Source organism: Citrobacter sp. RHBSTW-00029, assembly GCF_014104295.1.
GTDB classification, from domain to species: domain Bacteria; phylum Pseudomonadota; class Gammaproteobacteria; order Enterobacterales; family Enterobacteriaceae; genus Citrobacter; species Citrobacter youngae.
This window is the reverse complement of record NZ_JABXRT010000001.1, coordinates 1267958-1283839: the sequence shown is the minus strand read 5'-3', so window position 1 is coordinate 1283839 and position 15882 is coordinate 1267958. Positions and strand designations below refer to the sequence as shown.

The following is a 15882-nucleotide window of genomic DNA, read 5'->3' as shown; positions in this document are numbered from 1 at the left end:
GTCCGCCGGAGATCAAGAGGATTTATTCGCCAGAAGTAAGCGGTGTTGTAGAAGCGTTGTCGGAGGTTTGCTCCGTCCCCGACCGGGTAAAAAAATTCAGGATCAACATGCAGGCTTTAAAAATATCCAGCTTAGCCATCTGCGCTGCCGAAGAGCGAGGGATGTCAGCAAGTACAGGGATGTACTTTAGCGAAACGGCACTGTCCAGCCTGACGCCTCCATCCGCAGACACTGTAAACGGGAATCCCACAGCCTCAATTTCGTCATACGTGGGTTCCCGTAACTCCAGCACGTGGATTTCTTCACCGTGCGCACGAACCGGTTTGCTGAGTTTAAGCTCTTTCATTACTGGTAATCCCCTTCTTCACCGTGGAATTCAAGATCAGCCGTACCTTCTTCGGCGTTGTGGTTTGCCTCACCGTGCAGCCAGGCAGACGACAAGACATAAACCTGACCGTTTGCCAGTTCGGCTGTAATGGTCATCTGGTCTGAGGTCGTGACCTTGTTGACCGGAAAATCTTTCGGCACTTTGAAGGTGCCTTTGATATAGGGCGCGCGGTGCGTTTCTTTACGATCCACCGAGCCATCAAGGCCAATGACATCATCATTGACCTTGGTATTCATCGGTACCTCAATACCGCCGGTCATGGATAATTGCTGACCATCAATTTTGAAATAACAGGTACCTGCAATGCGCGCCATTATGCGGACTCCTCTTGATACTGAAGGCGGAACTGGTTAACGACCGCAAACACTCGCAGCTGGTTAACATAGTCAGGCGGGAACAGAGTGTTGAGCCGGTTCGGGTCAGTCGCGTCACGCTCAACAATGAGGTATTGCTTGAACAGGTCGTAATTTTCTACGATCCCGGCACGCTCCATCTGTCGGTAAGTCGCCAGCAGTTCCCCTTTGATAACAGCCGGGGTAACAATCGCCTGACCAGGACCGAAGCGCGTACCGTCGTTCGCCAGTTTATGACGGCCATATTTGCTGGTAATAACCGATTTCAGCCTGCGCAGGACATAAGCGCTGGTATGCAGCGTCTCGCTGTCGAGATAGCTGTTATCGGCAACACCATAGGCGTTTTTCTTGTACGTTGTAACGTCGCGCTGAATGCGCAGCGTGCCGCTTTCAACGTATGACGTTGCAATCCCATGCGACAGCAGAGACTGCTGTTCGGTCATCGTGAAGCGCTTCCCTTTTGGTGCCGGTAGCATATCCACGAGTTCACCTGTCTGGGTTGGACGCGCCGGATCGTTACGGATAAAGACCGCATTACGTGCGGTGCGACTGGCTGCCAGTTCATCTGCCGGAGTCTGAGTTTCTTTCTCGTACCCGGCCAGGGTGATGTGCTGTTGGTTAAACTGATCGCCTGCGGCAACCAGATCAGAAAGCGTTCCGAGTTTTGCGGTGTAAACGTGGCCATAAAGCTGGCGCGCATAGCTCCAGCGACCGCTGGTATCGTTCATTTCGCTGACAAATGCATTCACCGAAGCCAAATCGCTGAACGGATGACCAATATAATCAAACGGCTCATCGGCCATGGCGGCAATAGCACCGTTGAGTACCGGAGCCCCCGTTCCGGCAGTGCCTGCGGCGACGGCTACAGCTATGCCTGCGGGCAAAACCTCCCCGCCACCGTAACCGTAATAATTCAGAACCACGGGGATGTCATTCCCGCTCAGCCCTTTATGACGCGCTGTCAGAGTGACCACGCCAGCAGCAGACGAAGCGATAACCGGCAACATAGGATCAGCATTGATTGCATCTTTGATGCTTGATGCCACAGCCTCAACATCATCACCGCTTACAACTGCTACCTGAATACGAGTACGCCCGACATAAACATTCACCGTGCCGCTCTCAGTTGCTGCGCCAGTTACGGTCAGGGTATACGTGGCCGCCACTCCTGCCGCTGGCTCAGGGACAGCAATGATGTAAAGCTCACCAAAAGGATCTGTTTTACGATACGCAGCAACCATGCGTGCAAGCTGACTACCGGGACCACAAACCTGTTTCGCATAATCAGCAGATGGCATCAGTACCAGCGAATCAGGCTCAATTGCCGCACCGGTGTTTGCGTGACCCAGCAGCAACGACGGCGCTGACTCCTGACTTGTATTTGCCGCCGAATTATCCATCTCAGCATAAAACAGTGGCACCAGCGTATTTGCCGGGATAGTGCTGAAACTAACGGTCATTGGTTTCCACCTTTTTCTGTTTAACTTTGTTCACGCGCCTGATATCGCCAGCGGCTTCCCGGCGCAGCCAGTAACTGCTTTCTTCAACATTTCGCCCTTCAACAGGCAAAAGGTCGCCTCGGGCAGGGTCAGGTACTGACCGCCCGTTTTTGGGTTTTACAAACATGGGTTTCCTCAGGAGGGAAGAGTTATCTCTGTGTGATGCTCGGGCTCCCCATCGGGGCCATGTCCCGGATCGATAAAATCAACATCAATCGCCAGCGTTTTAAAATCATCCAGATCGTTCAGTTCATCCTGCTGGCGGGTGTCATCTTCTGACAGCTCATTCAATACAGTGAAGTCGAACTGGTAGCTCAGTTCATGCCGGTTCACATCAAGCAACGTACCACCTGCATAGGTGATCGGGTTTCCGCGCTCTTCAGGATTCCAGCCCAGGAGCGCTTTAAACAGTGACTGTCGCACATCGTGAACAACATCATATGAGGCAAACTGACCGCGTTCATCCCGGCCATTGCTGACAAACACAATGACGGCAAACCCTTCGGTTAAATCCTGCCAGTAGTCAGTCTGGCTCTTCTGTTCCCCTGGCGAATCATCGCCGGGAACAACATAAGCCGCCGGCAGTTTCATCTTTCCGACTTCCGGCAAGTCCTTAAACTGCGCAGCACCTGCTACACGATTCTGGAATTCCGGGCAACGCGCCCGTAGTGCTGCAATAATCGGGGCCAGTTTCATCAGCGTCGCCTCTCCGGTTTGAGTGATAGCCTCAGTTCACGCGTCAGGTAGTAACGCGTCCACGGGTTGTTTTTGTTGAGTGTCTCAACCATGAAATTATTACGCGGGGCCAGACGCCAGCCGCTACCACCAGAAGCACCACGGTGATGACTGCGCCGACGTTTTGCGCCACCGCGCACACCGTAGAAGAGAAATGCCGGGTAAAAATCGCCAGTGATGAGCCGGTTACCCTGCCCGTTCCTCTGGTTCGGTGCAATACGTGTCATAAACCCCGGTCGCCGCCCACTTGCTTTTGGCACCATGTAGCCAATTGATTTTGCCAGGCGGCCTGTCTGATATCCGGGATTTTCCCCCGGCTCAGAACGTCCGCGGCGCATCACCAGACGGCGTGCGTCGCGCATATGGCGCTGGCCGATGGTGACAAAGGCACGCCGGACACGCGCGCGGTTGAAGCGCATTTCGTTCGGCTGCTGAAAATCAACGTGTAAAAAGGGTTCCGCCATTGGAATTACCTCCAGTATTTACCGGGAACTCACCCAACTCAGTGCATTCCAGAAGCAAATATCGCCGCTTGCTGTTCAGGTCACGCACTCGCTTAACCCGGTACACGAGGTCATTCAGCACTACTTCAAAATCAGTAGTGATCCCCCTGCGCCAGCGAATGGTGATGTAATGCGTAATAACGTTTTCGGTCTGGGCCGTCTCCTGGTAAGTAGTGGCGCTGGTTTGCACTACCTTTGCCCAGGCAGGAAACTGGACCGGATAGATTGGCTCAGTCCCCATATCATCGCTCGGGGAATCGACACGTTGTCGGATACTAACTCGTTTATCGAGTTCGCCAGGGTCAGGAAGCAAATAAGTAGCGCTGGTCTGTGTTTGACGTAGTTTCATTGCGGATAAAACCTGTATGGAGTGGCGATCCATTTGTATGCGAGCGGCGTATCCAGCATTTCTACCTCAGACACAGCGGAGCGATTCTCATAAAAATGTGTCACCAACATAAGCATCGCAAGGCGGAGATCGTCAGGAACGACAAGACCATCCTTGTCTGTCTCAGGGATGCTTTCCCCTTTGTTATAAAGCTGCCGATTAAGAAAGGTTCTCGTTCTAGCTTCTGCCGCCGCCCCCAGAGCACTAAGCAGCGTATCTTCTGAAGTATCATCTTCTTCAAGCTTGAGTTGACGCTTTATTTCTTCAGTGGACAAAATCATAGGCTCACCTGTAAAAAACCCGCCGAAGCGGGTTATTTTTTGGCGTTTTTATCTGTTTTTTCTGGCGCTGGATGTTCCGGATGTTCCGTGACAATCTCCTGTTCAATCTCGGTATCAACACCAAGAATCCCAAGTTGAGCAGCAATTTCAATTGCACGGGCAGGTAACTCTTCGTATTCACCGGCAGGGATTGTTTCTACATGGCAGCCATCGGGAGACCACTTAAGGCTTTGTTTCAATACAGGCATGCTTCACCTCAAAAAATCGGGGCCGAAGCCCCAGATAATTAAGCGCCAGTGCCGATCTGCAGCAGTTTAATGGCCTGAGAATCCACCAGCATTCCTCCGGTGCGTTTGGTGGTGTAGAAACCAACGAATGGTTTTTTGGTGTAGGGGTCACGAAGAATACGGGTGCCGATGCGGTCAACAATGGTGTAACCACGCTTGAAATTGCCAAATGCAATTGCTTTAGCGTCAGCAGCGATATCCGGCATCTGTTCGTTCTCTGCCACACCATAACCAACCAGAGATGAAGGCTGACCCAGTTCCAGGCCTGGACGCCACAGGTAGTTGCCTTCTGAATCTTTCAGGATTCGGATAGCAAACAGGCTGTTGTTGTTCATCATGAACTTCGCGCCATTGCGATGCACTTTACGCAGCGTGTAGACCAGTTTGATGATCGCATCAGCCGTTACACCCGCCGCAGCGCCAGAGAGAATGTGCTGGAGAGTACCAAATGCACGAGTCTTGTCCGGATCAAGCGTGGAGGCGTATGCCAGAAAACCTTTCGGCTTCTTCGTCCCGTTCCCGCTGGTAAAGGCGATTTCTTCCTGCTCTGCAAATTCAATGGCCAGTTCGCTGTTGATCCAGTCTTCGACGTTGAAAAAGGCATCATCCAGCATGGTTTGAGTCGCCTGCGGGTTACCGTAAATTTCCCCCATGAACGGCTCAATCTGACCGAGCTTAGACGCATCGGTTTCCGGGCGGGCATCCGTTTCACCAACCCATCCCGAAGCCGTACCGCCGAGATTAACCAGTTTTTTATAGTTAGCGCCGCCGACTGTAATGGTTGTCGCTTCCTGGCGCATCACCACTTCATCTTTCAGAAGATTAAGGATCGTGCGATCCAGCTCTTCCGGCACAGCATAACCACCATCTTCATCTACACCAACCTGCAGAGCTTTGCGTTCAAGTTCGCGGAGCCCGTCATCTTTACCTTTACGCATAAAACCAATGAAGGCGGTTTTATGTTCGCTTGCGGCTTTGCTCTGAGAACCACCGGCTGGACGTTTAACCTGCTTCAGTTCCTCTTCCAGCGCAGATTTAAGTTCATCCAGTTCAGACAACTTGCCGTTTAAGGTTTCAACCTCCCCCGCCAGCTTGCCCTTTTCCTGTTCAACTGCTTCCAGGCGCTTATCGTTCTTTTCTTTGAACGCATCAAACTTCGCCTGCAGTTCCTGCGCGACCTGCTCTACGTCTTTAACGTCAACTGACATAATTAACTCCTGATTAAAATTTGATGTTTTTCAGTGCATCCAGTGCGGTACTCACTTCATCAACATCACGCTGTGAAAGTGAGCTATAACCCCCGGCCATGAATGCTTTAGCCTGGGTGCGTGAGAGCCCAACATCGCGCAGGACTCGTTCAATACTTTTTTGAGAAGGGATTTCTCCGCGTGAAAATGCGCTTTTGACATCACTTACACGCGCTTCATCGTTCGACGGAAACGTGACGAGACTGACTTCCCACAGGTCGATCTCTTTGAGAAGGAACACGCCCTTAACGCGGTCGTACTCCCAGTCTTTCAGCATGTAACCAATAGAAAGACCGGTTAAAGAACCGGCCTTCATGTGGGCGTGTGCGCGTTTCGAAAGGGGATCGTCATCAATGAGTAACCGGCCTTTAACATAAAGGCCAACCTCATCCTCTTTCATCTCCGTGTAAATACCGATAGGTTCATCCATACGGTGCTGCCAGAGTAATGCAGGGAGAGCATTCTTTTCTTTCCATGCCTGAAGGGAGGCCGAAAAAGCGCCTGGCACGACAACATCATCGTAGCTGTCCTTTACGCCAAAAACAGAGCCATAACCTTCAAACTCCCCGCTGTCGCTGACAGACTTTAGCTGTAGCGGAATATCCAGCCGCTGTTTAGTCATCGGCATTATGTTGTTCCTCAGTTATTTTGTTCTTGCTGCTGTCTGACGGCTTCGTCGTCATGTTCATTGGCGTAAGGTAAATATCTCCGCCTGCGCGTGGGTTAAGTTCTTCGAGTTCCCGGCAGTCATTTGGTGAGTAAATACCCCAGTTAATGCCTGTTGAATACGCCTCAAATCGCGACTTCATATCCCCGCGCAGCAATGCGCCGGCATTGAATTTTGCGTAGTACACACCCTGCTTTGATTCCTTCACCAGCCCAATGTTGATTCTCTGCTCAATGCGGGTCATATACGGAACGAGTGAATAATTGATAAACCCCATGCCGAGGTTTTCAATATTGTTGAACGTCGAGCGGTCAGTGTTCTGCACCATGTGCATCGGCACCCGGAACAGGCGGCATATTTCCTCCAGCTGGAATTTCCTGGTCTCAAGAAACTGACTGTCTTCCGCATTGAGCGCCATCGATTTCCAGTCGAGACCCATTTCGAGAATCATTGGTCGGTGAGCGTTACCCAGCCCCTGGTGCTTTTCTTCAAAATCAGCCTTCAGACGGGCATAAGCAGCATCACTTAATTCACTATCAGTACGTAGCACCCCAGATGTCACGGCACCATTGCTGAACAACCTTGCACCATGTTCCTCCGTTGCCATTCCCAGAGATATTGCTTCTCTTGCATAGGCTATAGGGTTCAGTCCTACCAGCCCGTCAAAGGTAAGCGTCCTGACATGCCAGATATCATCCTGCCCAAGCACATCTGTTGAGCCATCGGGGAATGTTACCTGGTAAACCGGCTGCCACTGGCTGTTAAGCTTCGGTTCAACACACCCAGGATCAATAGGAAGGAGCTCGACCACTTCGCCAAGTGCTTTTACTTTGTAGGCGTAAAAATTACCGCGAAGACAAAGACAGACAATGACCAACTCCCAGAACTCCTGGGGGGTCATGTAATCATTTGGCTTCATCGTCAGTAATTTATGCAGCCTTTCGGAAGTCGCTTTTTGTTTGCTGTTTCCGGTTATTTTGTACAGGTTACAGGGCAGCATGCCCATCGACTCAGCAAGAACCCGGATACAACCGAAAACCGCAGTTAGCCGCATAGCTCGCTGGCTGCTTACTCGTTTCCCTGTATAAGTGTCATATGACAGCCCTACCTCCTGCGCCAGATCGGCCGCGGTGTATACTGGCTGACTGCTTTTGGAAAACATACCGGGGAAGAACATCAGTCACCTCCCGTTTGTTTCTCTGATGTGGAGGATATAAATTTTGCCACCATCCATGACCAGGTCAGACACAGTAGACCTCCGGCAATATAGCCTGCAGGGGGATAAATCATCCACGCCCCAAATGAGAGCAACAGAGCCCCCAGCACTCCGACCAATGGAGTGAGTATTGTCAGGATCATAAACGCCTCGGTTTAAAGTGAACGAATGCCGCGGGATTCGATACGATCGGAGATAGAGTCCACTTTTTCATAAAGCATTGAACGTCCAATCGCCATAATCAGCGCAACCGCGCCGTCGATTTTGTTTTCGTTCTGCTCCTTAATGGGTTTTACAACGTCGTCATTACCCGGCAGATACTTCCCGACCACGTTGCTGATACACCAGCTCATGATCGGGTTGCCGTCGTGATGAAAACGCCCAGACTCAATGGCTGCTTCCAGCTCTTTCATTGGGTCTGACATATTGGTGTAGTTCTGAACGATAGTGATCGGATTAAGACTTTCATCAGCCAGATCATGTGAAAGCCCCGTCGCGCCGAATGGGTCAATCGGTGACTCACTGACCGGATTGAGTTTGTTTGCCGCTTTGGCCTCTTCAAGGATGTAGCGGTAATCCACTTCAGCGCCATCAGTAACTGTAAGCAGTTCCATTTCAACCCATTTCTGAAATCGCTCCGCAGTACGACGATCTTCGTTCTTTTCAACACTGAATACTGTGTCGTAGGGAACCCAGAAGCGGGGAGCAACGCTGTAGTAATGTGTCTTGCCGTCAATTTCCCTGGTGAACAACCGCGCCATACTGTTCATATCCAGCTTGCGCGCCAGGTCAAAAGCCAGAACACATGGTTGACCTTCGAACATTTCCAGGGTCAGGGTTTTATCTTCACAGTTCTGCCAGGATACCAGGTTGAAGAAAGCTGCTCGGGCAGCAACCCAGATATTGAGATGCTTGGTTTTGAACACGCCAGCCTGGCGAGCATTATTGATAGCACGCTGTTGCTGGCTTAACAGAAAGTCGCGGTAGACTGAGACACCCATATTCGGGTTGGCTTTCTCAAGCACCTTTGGATTAGTCCAGTCGTCACCTTCATCAACCGTATAGATCACGCCAAACAACTCGTCGTTGGGTACCGTGCCGTTTAGCATTTCAATCACTTCACGTCGTTTGTCGTAGCATGGACCTTCGATGTTGTAACCTGCTGTGGTGATCGCCCACATCAGCGGTTGTCGCCGCGCCCCCATACCCGTCAGCATTGTGGTGTAGAGCGAATCTGTTGGGTGTTCGTGATACTCGTCAACAATCGCACAGTGCGGTGAAGCGCCGTCCCCAGGGTTACCAATCAGCGGCTCAAAACGCGCGCCATCTTCTGGCCGGTTCAGGTTGGACGCATTAACTTCGATCCCGAACGCTTCCACCAGCAGCGGTGTGCGCTTACACATCAGACGAGCGGGCCTGAATACTTCCCACGCCTGCTTTTCAGTTGTGGCTCCGGAATATACTTCAGCGCCAAACTCGTTATCACAGGTAAAACAGTACAGCGCCACACCCGCCGAAATGGCCGATTTCCCGTTTTTACGCGGTATCTCCGTGTAAACCTCGCGAAATCGACGAAGCTTCGATCCTTTCTGGACCCAGCCAAAGGCGCAGCACACAATAAACAGCTGCCATGCCTCCAGGGTGATCGGCATCCGCTTGAATGCCCACTCTCCTTTTGTATGTGGCAACAACTGGATAAATTTCGCAGCCTTTTCTGCCATGTCTTTATCGAAGCGGTAACGAAATTTCTTACTCTTTTCAGCCGCCATGTCATCGATATGACGCTGGCAGGCCTGAATGACAAACTGGCACGCCGGAATTTTCCCCCGCACAACGTTGCGGGCGTATTGATTCGCGGCGTTTACGTTGGGGTACGATTTCCGGCTCATGAGTTGATCATCTTCAGGAATGGGTTAGAGGTTTTCTTCTGTCCGGCAAGGCCGATCAGTCGCTGACGACTACTGGGGTCAAGGCCAAGCATGGAGCCGGTAGAACTCATCTCCGATTCCTGCTCTTTCTTTGCGGTTAGCTCAGGGTTTTTTATCTTCCCCCCCATAGCACCAGTGATGGACAGCCCATCTCTGGCGATATTTTTAACCGCCCTGCGCCAGAACTCATAGGCAACACACCAGCGCTCAAGTACGGCAAGATCGGTAACACACAGTAATCCCTGACCACATAATTCTTTTGTGGTCAGTTCCCACATGACGGCCGCCATTGGCAGACCGTCATCCTCAGAAAACCAGTCAGGTGGTGCCACACCTTTAATCGGTGTGAATACAGGTTCCTCTTTATTCAGGGATCGTTTGCCGGGGTTCCCTGCCAGCTCCTTGCGCGCCGTTGGCTTGGGGCGACGCCCGGAACGCCCCGCCGTTCCAGCCATAAGCGACACTCCTGGTTAAATTTCATTTTTCGCGGGTATAAAAATACGAGGAGGCGGGCAGTCCGGAAGGCGCGCGGTCGCAGAGATTTGACCTCCCCCTCCCCTGGCTGATGATGACATCAATTCTCATTTGATCCGCTCACGCGCGGTCTTCGCGGCGTGACACGACCAGCAGAGGCTTTCAAGGTTGCTGTCTTCATCAGTACCGCCGTGGGCCTTCGCTTTGATGTGGTCCACACACGACGCCTGCTTCACGATCCCCTGCCGAAGATGGTTCTGACACAGCCCTTTGTCTCGCTTAAGTATCCGCTCCCGGATAACTTCCCACTTTGTTCCGTATCCACGCTGCTGTCGTGATTGACCTGGCTTATAGGACTTCCAGCCTTCACCTTTGTGATTTTCACAGTAGCCAGACGGGTCTGTTGTGGTGTTCCGACAGCCGCGAACGCGACAAGCCTTCGGTGTGCGCGGTGGCATATTCACTCCCCAAACGTATAGCATTATCGCAGGCACTCATTGAATGCCTGCTGTAATGTCGCGATCAGCCAATCAACAATTCTGGCTGCGTCACCTGCATGATGTGCTCATGCTCCAGTGCCAGGACGCGCTTTTCCTTCTTGCGTTCGTTCATTAAATGACTGCCGACCGTGCCTTTCAGCTTCGAGCGTGTTTCTTTGATGGCATAGCGGTGCTGGATTTCTTCGCCCATCGCCATGCGTCGGCTAAGTTGTTCGGACATCCAGTTGAATGCTGAGATATAACTCTCTTTGATTGCTGCAGCAGCTCTCCCAGTGAATCCCATCACAACCATGATCCAGCCATCTTTTGTCAGGCTGTACATCGGGCGAACCTTACCCTGCTCATCGATATAATCAGCCGACGCAAAATTGCGTTGGCCAAACTCACTCGAGCAATCGGACTTAACCTGCTCGATTTTCCTGAGCACATCGCCGTGTCGCTTGCCGAAGTACTTGGCAACTTTTCTGGAAGTGGTGACGACCTCTCCGTTTTTGGCTTGCACCATTTCGCGGAAGTCGAAGGCCGGAATAACTGACGGATTATTCATAGCGTTTTTACCTTTTAGAAAGATGAGCCTGTTCGCACAGAAAAGCCGCCCCGAGATGGTCGCCACCATATACGGCAGTTCTCAGGCTCAGCTTTCTGAAAGACTCGGGATTGTCATGCGCTGCGATGCGCGGTTTACTGCTGGTATAAAAAAGCCCCGCTATTGCGAGGCTATGGGGTTGTTATTTGACTCTCTCACCGAGTCGTAAATGCGTTCACACGTCATTCCGGCGCGGTAGCGTTCGTCAGCGATTCCAGCATAACGTTTAGCTTCTGCTGCAATATCTCCGAGCATGTCGGCGAGCATTCTGGCGTCGGCGTCGGTTGTTTTGCTTCTGACGGCAGCGGCAAGATTTGCGGTGTGCTTTGCGGCGTCCAGGCGGGCGGCAAGCTTTGTTGCTTCGGTGCGCAACTGGCTAACAGTGGCAGACAGGCCAGCAGCAGTGGCAGCAGATTTAGCGGCTTGTACTTGTGCATCTTTTACAGCCTCATCACGGGCAATAATGCGCCCTTGTTCAATCATGCGGGCTGCGGTCTGCGCGTTCGCTACCTGCGATGATTCCGCGCTGTCACGTTCCGCCCACTTCTTTTGCCAGCCCCGCTCACTCCAGACACTTCCGGCAATAAACGCACCAGCCAACAGCAGCAATACAATGATTGTTTTCCACCGCGCCTTAACAAAAGCAAAGACCGCTGTCATACCAGCAACGCCGCCCGCGCTTTGTTATAACGACTATTTCTGTCGGCCAGTCCATTCTGGCCACCGTTTATGATCTGCGTTACACGGACAACATCACCTGAATACATCAGGCAACCACGTAATGTGAAATACCATGCAGCAGAACGGGCTGCATGCTTCTCCTGTGTCAGCAACTCTGGTGTGCTGATCAGATCAAGCTTCAGCGCCGCGCCGCATTTGGCGTAGTTCTCGCGGCCGGTGATTTGAAGCAGGCCACGACCGCGATATTTCCAGCCATCACCCTGGCTGTTATTCCCCATGCGGTCACCGTAAACCAGATTGGCTATTTGTGGCTGGTGGGCCACCTGCTTACCATCGACATGCCCCAGCATTTCACACTGATACTGCGTAAGGCGTTTACCAAAGGTTTTCTTCAGCCCGTCTACCGAGTAGTTGAAGCTCTCCACCAGCGAGGTAAAGCCATTGGATTCATGCCCAACTTGTGCAATGAACATGGACTGATCATTAACCGCTGTAATTCCAAACTCTTTCATTGCCGCATCAATGTGCGGAAACCAGCGTGCAGAAAGCCCGGCGCTGATACCAGCCGCCTGCTGAAATTGTTGTTGGTTCATGTTGATCCCTTACTTGGCGTCGCCACCAAAGCGAACATTGAAAACGCGTGTGGCCACTGAGCGCACCTGCTCAACGCCAACGAAGCCCAGTGCACCACCAATAGCAATGGAAAGAGACTGTGGAAGGCTGAAATACTCAAGTGCGGAAACAGCCGTCAGCGTCATGGCGCCACACATCAACCCTTCCAGCACCATCTTTTTCCAGCCGCCGCCACCATATGCAATTCGCAGTACAGCCATCGCTACCGATAAAAGAACTGCGCCAATTGGCGTATCACCGCGCCACCAGCTATGAAGTAACTCAATTAACTCCGTCCAAGAGTGAGGGTCGTTATGCATTTTCATGGTCTCTCACCTCCGATAGTTCGGATGGCGCTGTGTGAGGAAAGGAGGATCAGTCTTCTGGGCTCTTATGCAAAGGTGAAAGTAAGGGTGATTCCCAGAGCCTGAAATAGAAAAGGCCGCCAAATGGCAGCCTATAGATTACGTCCCGCGTTTTACTAGAGGGTGAATTAAGCCTCCAGTTCATTTAAATAACGAGCACCCTTTGACGTGATTTCAATCGCTATCCACCCACCTTCATCAGACTTACTTTGCACAGCATTTACCAATCCCAAATCAGCAAGATCTGAAATGGCAAAATCTACCGTTATCGCAGGAATGTGAGGAAGATCAGAAGATTGAATTGTTTCACGTGGGCCAAGTGCAACTGCTCGACGCAGAATTTCAAAATGTGCAGGTGTGATTTTCATAGCACTGCCTCCGGTGGCTTGTTTTGACCAGAGGAATTATAACATATTGATTTTGACGTAGATTGAGTGTCAAAAGCGGTAAAGAAAACCCGCTCATCGGCGGGTTTATAAAACTTTGGCAACGTATCAAATATGCTTTAAATATGGCTTATTTTGTTGCATTTTGCAAGCGCGTTTGAAGGAGATAGTGAAATTTAGTTCACATTTCTGCCACTTTGAGGGTTTCTTCATCCTCATAATACTCAAGAGCCATGGCTAGCGCAGACTCATCAAGCTGGTTAAAAGTGGCCTTTAACCCTGCCCAGTGCCCTGAATAGACACGCAACCACGTAGAACGGTCAACGCTAACCATACGGGCCAGCGCCGCACCAGCGTAGTCTTTATAGGTTTCATTGTTTCGGGTTGCGGCAACTTCCTGCCCTGCAAGCCATACCAGGCCTATCAGTTTCTTTACTACGCGCTCCTGAAGCGAGTTTTCACCCAGGCATTTCTGATAAGTTTTCCAGACGTATTCACACATCATCACCTGGTGCTTATAGCTAAGGTCGAAACCGTAGCAGTACAGCAACCAGGCCTGCTGGTATCCACTAAGCGCGGACACTGCCCTACGCCACGGCGCGGACTCAAATTCAGCGTCTTTTATCGGCGGCATTGGCCTGCGGAGGCTGCGTGTTTCCAGCACATACAGTGGCGCGGAAAGCGAGTTAACAAAGCGTGGCCCCTTCTCTCCTTCGAGTTCGACGAGATGAATTCCACGGCGTGGGGTGGCATTTTTGTCTGCTGGTGGGTGTTCACTGAAAGCTTCAAGCTGCCCTTTCGTTCCCCCAGAAAGGTCAGGCAGCGCACGACGTAGTTCTATTCTGACAAAATTCAGGTCTTGTTGATTCATGCTTCTCAGCGCTCCATACACTTAAGCTGTCGCAATTACACCGATCGCCAGCACCCGATCCATAAAACGCAGTAGCAACTCAAGCTGCGTACCATGCTTCTGCTCGAATGCCGGTACATCGGCGTGTAACTCGTCGTGGCACTCTCTGCACAGAGGGATCACGAAGAGGTCATGGGCTTTTGTTGCTGTACCACCCATACCGTGCCCTACGATATGGTGCGGATCATCTGCTGGCCGTCGGCAACACTCACACGGTTGTGTTTTAACCCAGCGGGTATACGTCTCATTTACCCAGCGGCGACGTTTTGGCCTGAGCATGAAAGACTCTGGCGACTCCGGATCAACAGAGAGCGTGAGGATCTTCTTCGCCTTCTCCTGCACGAGGCTGGTTGCCGATACGGAAGGCACAATGTCGCTTTCCCTCATGACAGAGCTGATATTCTCATCCGGAAGGCGTAGCCCTTTGTGCGCAACGCTTTCCGGAATAACATCAGCCAGGTCGTTTCTGACCATCCACCAGCACAGTTCCGGTAGTGTCAGGATATGCGACTCGGGAAAACCAGAATCACGCCGAATGACTTCCAGAATCCAGGATACCAGGTTTCCTGCCGCTATATCTGCAAGCTGCTCGGTATGTTGCCCGGACAGGATGTGATCGCAATGCCAGCACAGGCGAATGCTTCCTGGCTCGTGCCGCATTGTTGTAAAGTTCTTGTCATGCCTCGATGAATGGGGCCACTGGCATTCAAACCGTGAACTCAGCCACTGCTCAAGGGAAGAAAGCCCACCGGCACGCTGTATAACCCGTTCATTCCCGAAGACCTGCCGCATTACCGGATCATCAGCCAGCGGCTGAATGACTCCGGGAACAGCCCCGGTACTGAATGACGCCATTTCTTCTGGTTCAGGCTCGAGCAGAACGCGACCTCGCATGAAGAGATGCATCAGTTCCGCGCCGGGACGAAACAACACAATCCCCATACGGGAGGCTATTTCAGGTGTGAGTAATGCCCTCAATTGTCGCCACCAGCCAGTTCTTTATCGTGGGTGAAGCTCCCGTTCCAGGTCACCTTCATCGGAAGCTTCCCTTTCAGATAGTTTTTGTAGATCCAGGTGGCCCCTTCCCGAAGCAGAACCGGCTGATAGGTGGTAAAGCTGACTGCTGAATTTGGAGAGACTTTGCTGCTTTTCTCGGTGAGGTATTTATCACGCGCGTATGACCGGACACGCCATTGTGCGCTGCGTCCTTCCGGATTGTCGTCATATAACCAGTTCATCGAAACAAGCCAGGCGCTAATTTTTGAGGTATTAACGCCATTCAGACGTTTACAGAACTGTACTGGGGAAAGCCCATCAGTGAAGAGGCTCTCGAGATGCTCGATATATTCGGCTTGCTGGTGGGTAAGCGCCTCAGCTTGCTGCTTTGCCTCCATGGCATCCGCCCACGCACGCGCCAGGGTTATTGGATCAGACATATTCGGCAGCATGACACCGTGGACCTCACGAAGATTGAAGTAATGATCTTCAAGCTGTTCAAAGAAGTCCCAGGCTAATTCGGTTTCAAGCATTTTTGCGTGGCGGGAGGCGCCGCGCTCAGTCCAAAGATAAAGGCTGCGAGCCTTTGATGATATTTGCACACTGCTGAAAGAGTTGCGCAAATTTTCGACTTCATCACCCTCAATTCGAAAGTAATGCTTACCCTCAACAAAACGCATTTTATTGCGGTTAAAGTTATTCGTGATGTTTTGCGCTGTTGTACCGTAGCCGCTTGCTAAAGATTCCGTAGTCACTACGCGCTGATTGCGATAAGTGATCACCGGCACCGATGAGTGATTAACGGAAATTACTGATGAAGTGCTATTTTTGGGCGTAGCGGTGCCCATAACATGATGATTGCTCATATTATCTCCATACT

General features: G+C 51.5%; 24 protein-coding genes. All 24 read right to left on the bottom strand.

The features are described 5' to 3' along the window. Nucleotides 1-22 precede the first annotated feature (22 nt). The 24 genes from HV041_RS06305 to HV041_RS06195 all read right to left on the bottom strand — a co-directional run bounded on the left by HV041_RS06305 (nt 23) and on the right by HV041_RS06195 (nt 15868). Nucleotides 23-346 (bottom strand): phage tail assembly protein, encoded by a 324-nt coding sequence (locus HV041_RS06305; RefSeq protein WP_075848499.1) that lies wholly within the window; start codon nt 344-346, stop codon nt 23-25. Further along, nucleotides 346-702, bottom strand: a complete 357-nt coding sequence (locus HV041_RS06300) for a phage tail tube protein (protein WP_088583004.1) — start codon at nt 700-702, stop codon at nt 346-348. Before HV041_RS06300 ends, HV041_RS06305 begins: the two co-directional genes overlap by 1 nt. Further along, nucleotides 702-2201, bottom strand: a complete 1500-nt coding sequence (locus tag HV041_RS06295; RefSeq protein WP_182294099.1) for a phage tail sheath subtilisin-like domain-containing protein — start codon at nt 2199-2201, stop codon at nt 702-704. The genes HV041_RS06300 and HV041_RS06295 overlap by 1 nt, the downstream gene beginning before the upstream one ends. Continuing rightward, entirely contained in the window at nt 2191-2367 is a 177-nt protein-coding gene (locus HV041_RS06290) for a DUF2635 domain-containing protein (protein WP_075848493.1), read from the bottom strand. The genes HV041_RS06295 and HV041_RS06290 overlap by 11 nt, the downstream gene beginning before the upstream one ends. Before the next feature lie 8 nt (nt 2368-2375). Then, nucleotides 2376-2936: a hypothetical protein gene (locus HV041_RS06285; protein ID WP_182294098.1), complete on the bottom strand. Its 561-nt coding sequence runs from the start codon at nt 2934-2936 to the stop codon at nt 2376-2378. Beyond that, on the bottom strand, nt 2936-3439 hold the full coding sequence (locus tag HV041_RS06280; RefSeq protein WP_182294097.1) for a hypothetical protein: 504 nt from the start codon (nt 3437-3439) through the stop codon (nt 2936-2938). The genes HV041_RS06285 and HV041_RS06280 overlap by 1 nt, the downstream gene beginning before the upstream one ends. Then, entirely contained in the window at nt 3414-3827 is a 414-nt protein-coding gene (locus HV041_RS06275) for a phage head closure protein (protein ID WP_182294096.1), read from the bottom strand. Before HV041_RS06275 ends, HV041_RS06280 begins: the two co-directional genes overlap by 26 nt. Continuing rightward, nucleotides 3824-4147 (bottom strand): head-tail connector protein, encoded by a 324-nt coding sequence (locus HV041_RS06270; protein WP_182294095.1) that lies wholly within the window; start codon nt 4145-4147, stop codon nt 3824-3826. The genes HV041_RS06275 and HV041_RS06270 overlap by 4 nt, the downstream gene beginning before the upstream one ends. Nucleotides 4148-4179: 32 nt before the next feature. Then, entirely contained in the window at nt 4180-4395 is a 216-nt protein-coding gene (locus tag HV041_RS06265; protein ID WP_182294290.1) for a hypothetical protein, read from the bottom strand. A 38-nt stretch (nt 4396-4433) separates the two neighbouring features. Further along, nucleotides 4434-5642 (bottom strand): phage major capsid protein, encoded by a 1209-nt coding sequence (locus tag HV041_RS06260; RefSeq protein ID WP_121528417.1) that lies wholly within the window; start codon nt 5640-5642, stop codon nt 4434-4436. Between the two features lie 13 nt (nt 5643-5655). Continuing rightward, complete coding sequence (locus tag HV041_RS06255; protein ID WP_016150486.1) at nt 5656-6309, bottom strand: HK97 family phage prohead protease; 654 nt, start codon at nt 6307-6309, stop codon at nt 5656-5658. Then, nucleotides 6296-7525: a phage portal protein gene (locus HV041_RS06250; RefSeq protein WP_182294094.1), complete on the bottom strand. Its 1230-nt coding sequence runs from the start codon at nt 7523-7525 to the stop codon at nt 6296-6298. Before HV041_RS06250 ends, HV041_RS06255 begins: the two co-directional genes overlap by 14 nt. Further along, nucleotides 7525-7707, bottom strand: coding sequence for a hypothetical protein (locus HV041_RS25005; protein WP_121540637.1), 183 nt, complete (start codon nt 7705-7707; stop codon nt 7525-7527). The genes HV041_RS06250 and HV041_RS25005 overlap by 1 nt, the downstream gene beginning before the upstream one ends. 12 nt (nt 7708-7719) lie before the next feature. Continuing rightward, the gene (locus HV041_RS06245; RefSeq protein ID WP_182294093.1) at nt 7720-9453 is read right to left on the bottom strand and encodes a terminase large subunit; all 1734 of its coding nucleotides are present in this window, start codon (nt 9451-9453) and stop codon (nt 7720-7722) included. Then, nucleotides 9450-9947, bottom strand: coding sequence for a phage terminase small subunit P27 family (locus HV041_RS06240; RefSeq protein ID WP_182294092.1), 498 nt, complete (start codon nt 9945-9947; stop codon nt 9450-9452). Before HV041_RS06240 ends, HV041_RS06245 begins: the two co-directional genes overlap by 4 nt. A gap of 126 nt (nt 9948-10073) precedes the next feature. Further along, entirely contained in the window at nt 10074-10424 is a 351-nt protein-coding gene (locus tag HV041_RS06235; RefSeq protein WP_182294091.1) for an HNH endonuclease signature motif containing protein, read from the bottom strand. Between the two features lie 64 nt (nt 10425-10488). After that, nucleotides 10489-11013 (bottom strand): Rha family transcriptional regulator, encoded by a 525-nt coding sequence (locus tag HV041_RS06230; RefSeq protein ID WP_182294090.1) that lies wholly within the window; start codon nt 11011-11013, stop codon nt 10489-10491. Nucleotides 11014-11172: 159 nt separating this feature from the next. Then, nucleotides 11173-11712: a DUF2514 domain-containing protein gene (locus HV041_RS06225; RefSeq protein ID WP_182294089.1), complete on the bottom strand. Its 540-nt coding sequence runs from the start codon at nt 11710-11712 to the stop codon at nt 11173-11175. Further along, entirely contained in the window at nt 11709-12326 is a 618-nt protein-coding gene (locus HV041_RS06220) for a glycoside hydrolase family 19 protein (RefSeq protein ID WP_182294088.1), read from the bottom strand. Before HV041_RS06220 ends, HV041_RS06225 begins: the two co-directional genes overlap by 4 nt. Nucleotides 12327-12335: 9 nt before the next feature. Beyond that, complete coding sequence (locus tag HV041_RS06215) at nt 12336-12671, bottom strand: phage holin, lambda family (RefSeq protein WP_065944772.1); 336 nt, start codon at nt 12669-12671, stop codon at nt 12336-12338. Between the two features lie 167 nt (nt 12672-12838). Beyond that, the gene (locus HV041_RS06210; protein WP_182294087.1) at nt 12839-13078 is read right to left on the bottom strand and encodes a hypothetical protein; all 240 of its coding nucleotides are present in this window, start codon (nt 13076-13078) and stop codon (nt 12839-12841) included. 199 nt (nt 13079-13277) lie between these two features. Further along, nucleotides 13278-13967 (bottom strand): bacteriophage antitermination protein Q, encoded by a 690-nt coding sequence (locus HV041_RS06205; RefSeq protein WP_182294086.1) that lies wholly within the window; start codon nt 13965-13967, stop codon nt 13278-13280. Nucleotides 13968-13988: 21 nt separating this feature from the next. Beyond that, complete coding sequence (locus tag HV041_RS06200) at nt 13989-14984, bottom strand: DUF968 domain-containing protein (RefSeq protein ID WP_182294085.1); 996 nt, start codon at nt 14982-14984, stop codon at nt 13989-13991. After that, nucleotides 14981-15868 (bottom strand): ORF6N domain-containing protein, encoded by an 888-nt coding sequence (locus HV041_RS06195; RefSeq protein ID WP_226814010.1) that lies wholly within the window; start codon nt 15866-15868, stop codon nt 14981-14983. Before HV041_RS06195 ends, HV041_RS06200 begins: the two co-directional genes overlap by 4 nt. Nucleotides 15869-15882: the final 14 nt, after the last annotated feature.

Bases quoted from the DNA above. Each gene is read 5' to 3' on its own strand.
- HV041_RS06305 (WP_075848499.1), bottom strand. From the start codon at position 346: ATGAAAGAGCTTAAACTCAGCAAACCGGTTCGTGCGCACGGTGAAGAA.
- HV041_RS06300 (WP_088583004.1), bottom strand. From the start codon at position 702: ATGGCGCGCATTGCAGGTACCTGTTATTTCAAAATTGATGGTCAGCAA.
- HV041_RS06295 (WP_182294099.1), bottom strand. From the start codon at position 2,201: ATGACCGTTAGTTTCAGCACTATCCCGGCAAATACGCTGGTGCCACTG.
- HV041_RS06290 (WP_075848493.1), bottom strand. From the start codon at position 2,367: ATGTTTGTAAAACCCAAAAACGGGCGGTCAGTACCTGACCCTGCCCGA.
- HV041_RS06285 (WP_182294098.1), bottom strand. From the start codon at position 2,936: ATGAAACTGGCCCCGATTATTGCAGCACTACGGGCGCGTTGCCCGGAA.
- HV041_RS06280 (WP_182294097.1), bottom strand. From the start codon at position 3,439: ATGGCGGAACCCTTTTTACACGTTGATTTTCAGCAGCCGAACGAAATG.
- HV041_RS06275 (WP_182294096.1), bottom strand. From the start codon at position 3,827: ATGAAACTACGTCAAACACAGACCAGCGCTACTTATTTGCTTCCTGAC.
- HV041_RS06270 (WP_182294095.1), bottom strand. From the start codon at position 4,147: ATGATTTTGTCCACTGAAGAAATAAAGCGTCAACTCAAGCTTGAAGAA.
- HV041_RS06265 (WP_182294290.1), bottom strand. From the start codon at position 4,395: ATGCCTGTATTGAAACAAAGCCTTAAGTGGTCTCCCGATGGCTGCCAT.
- HV041_RS06260 (WP_121528417.1), bottom strand. From the start codon at position 5,642: ATGTCAGTTGACGTTAAAGACGTAGAGCAGGTCGCGCAGGAACTGCAG.
- HV041_RS06255 (WP_016150486.1), bottom strand. From the start codon at position 6,309: ATGCCGATGACTAAACAGCGGCTGGATATTCCGCTACAGCTAAAGTCT.
- HV041_RS06250 (WP_182294094.1), bottom strand. From the start codon at position 7,525: ATGTTCTTCCCCGGTATGTTTTCCAAAAGCAGTCAGCCAGTATACACC.
- HV041_RS25005 (WP_121540637.1), bottom strand. From the start codon at position 7,707: ATGATCCTGACAATACTCACTCCATTGGTCGGAGTGCTGGGGGCTCTG.
- HV041_RS06245 (WP_182294093.1), bottom strand. From the start codon at position 9,453: ATGAGCCGGAAATCGTACCCCAACGTAAACGCCGCGAATCAATACGCC.
- HV041_RS06240 (WP_182294092.1), bottom strand. From the start codon at position 9,947: ATGGCTGGAACGGCGGGGCGTTCCGGGCGTCGCCCCAAGCCAACGGCG.
- HV041_RS06235 (WP_182294091.1), bottom strand. From the start codon at position 10,424: ATGCCACCGCGCACACCGAAGGCTTGTCGCGTTCGCGGCTGTCGGAAC.
- HV041_RS06230 (WP_182294090.1), bottom strand. From the start codon at position 11,013: ATGAATAATCCGTCAGTTATTCCGGCCTTCGACTTCCGCGAAATGGTG.
- HV041_RS06225 (WP_182294089.1), bottom strand. From the start codon at position 11,712: ATGACAGCGGTCTTTGCTTTTGTTAAGGCGCGGTGGAAAACAATCATT.
- HV041_RS06220 (WP_182294088.1), bottom strand. From the start codon at position 12,326: ATGAACCAACAACAATTTCAGCAGGCGGCTGGTATCAGCGCCGGGCTT.
- HV041_RS06215 (WP_065944772.1), bottom strand. From the start codon at position 12,671: ATGAAAATGCATAACGACCCTCACTCTTGGACGGAGTTAATTGAGTTA.
- HV041_RS06210 (WP_182294087.1), bottom strand. From the start codon at position 13,078: ATGAAAATCACACCTGCACATTTTGAAATTCTGCGTCGAGCAGTTGCA.
- HV041_RS06205 (WP_182294086.1), bottom strand. From the start codon at position 13,967: ATGAATCAACAAGACCTGAATTTTGTCAGAATAGAACTACGTCGTGCG.
- HV041_RS06195 (WP_226814010.1), bottom strand. From the start codon at position 15,868: ATGAGCAATCATCATGTTATGGGCACCGCTACGCCCAAAAATAGCACT.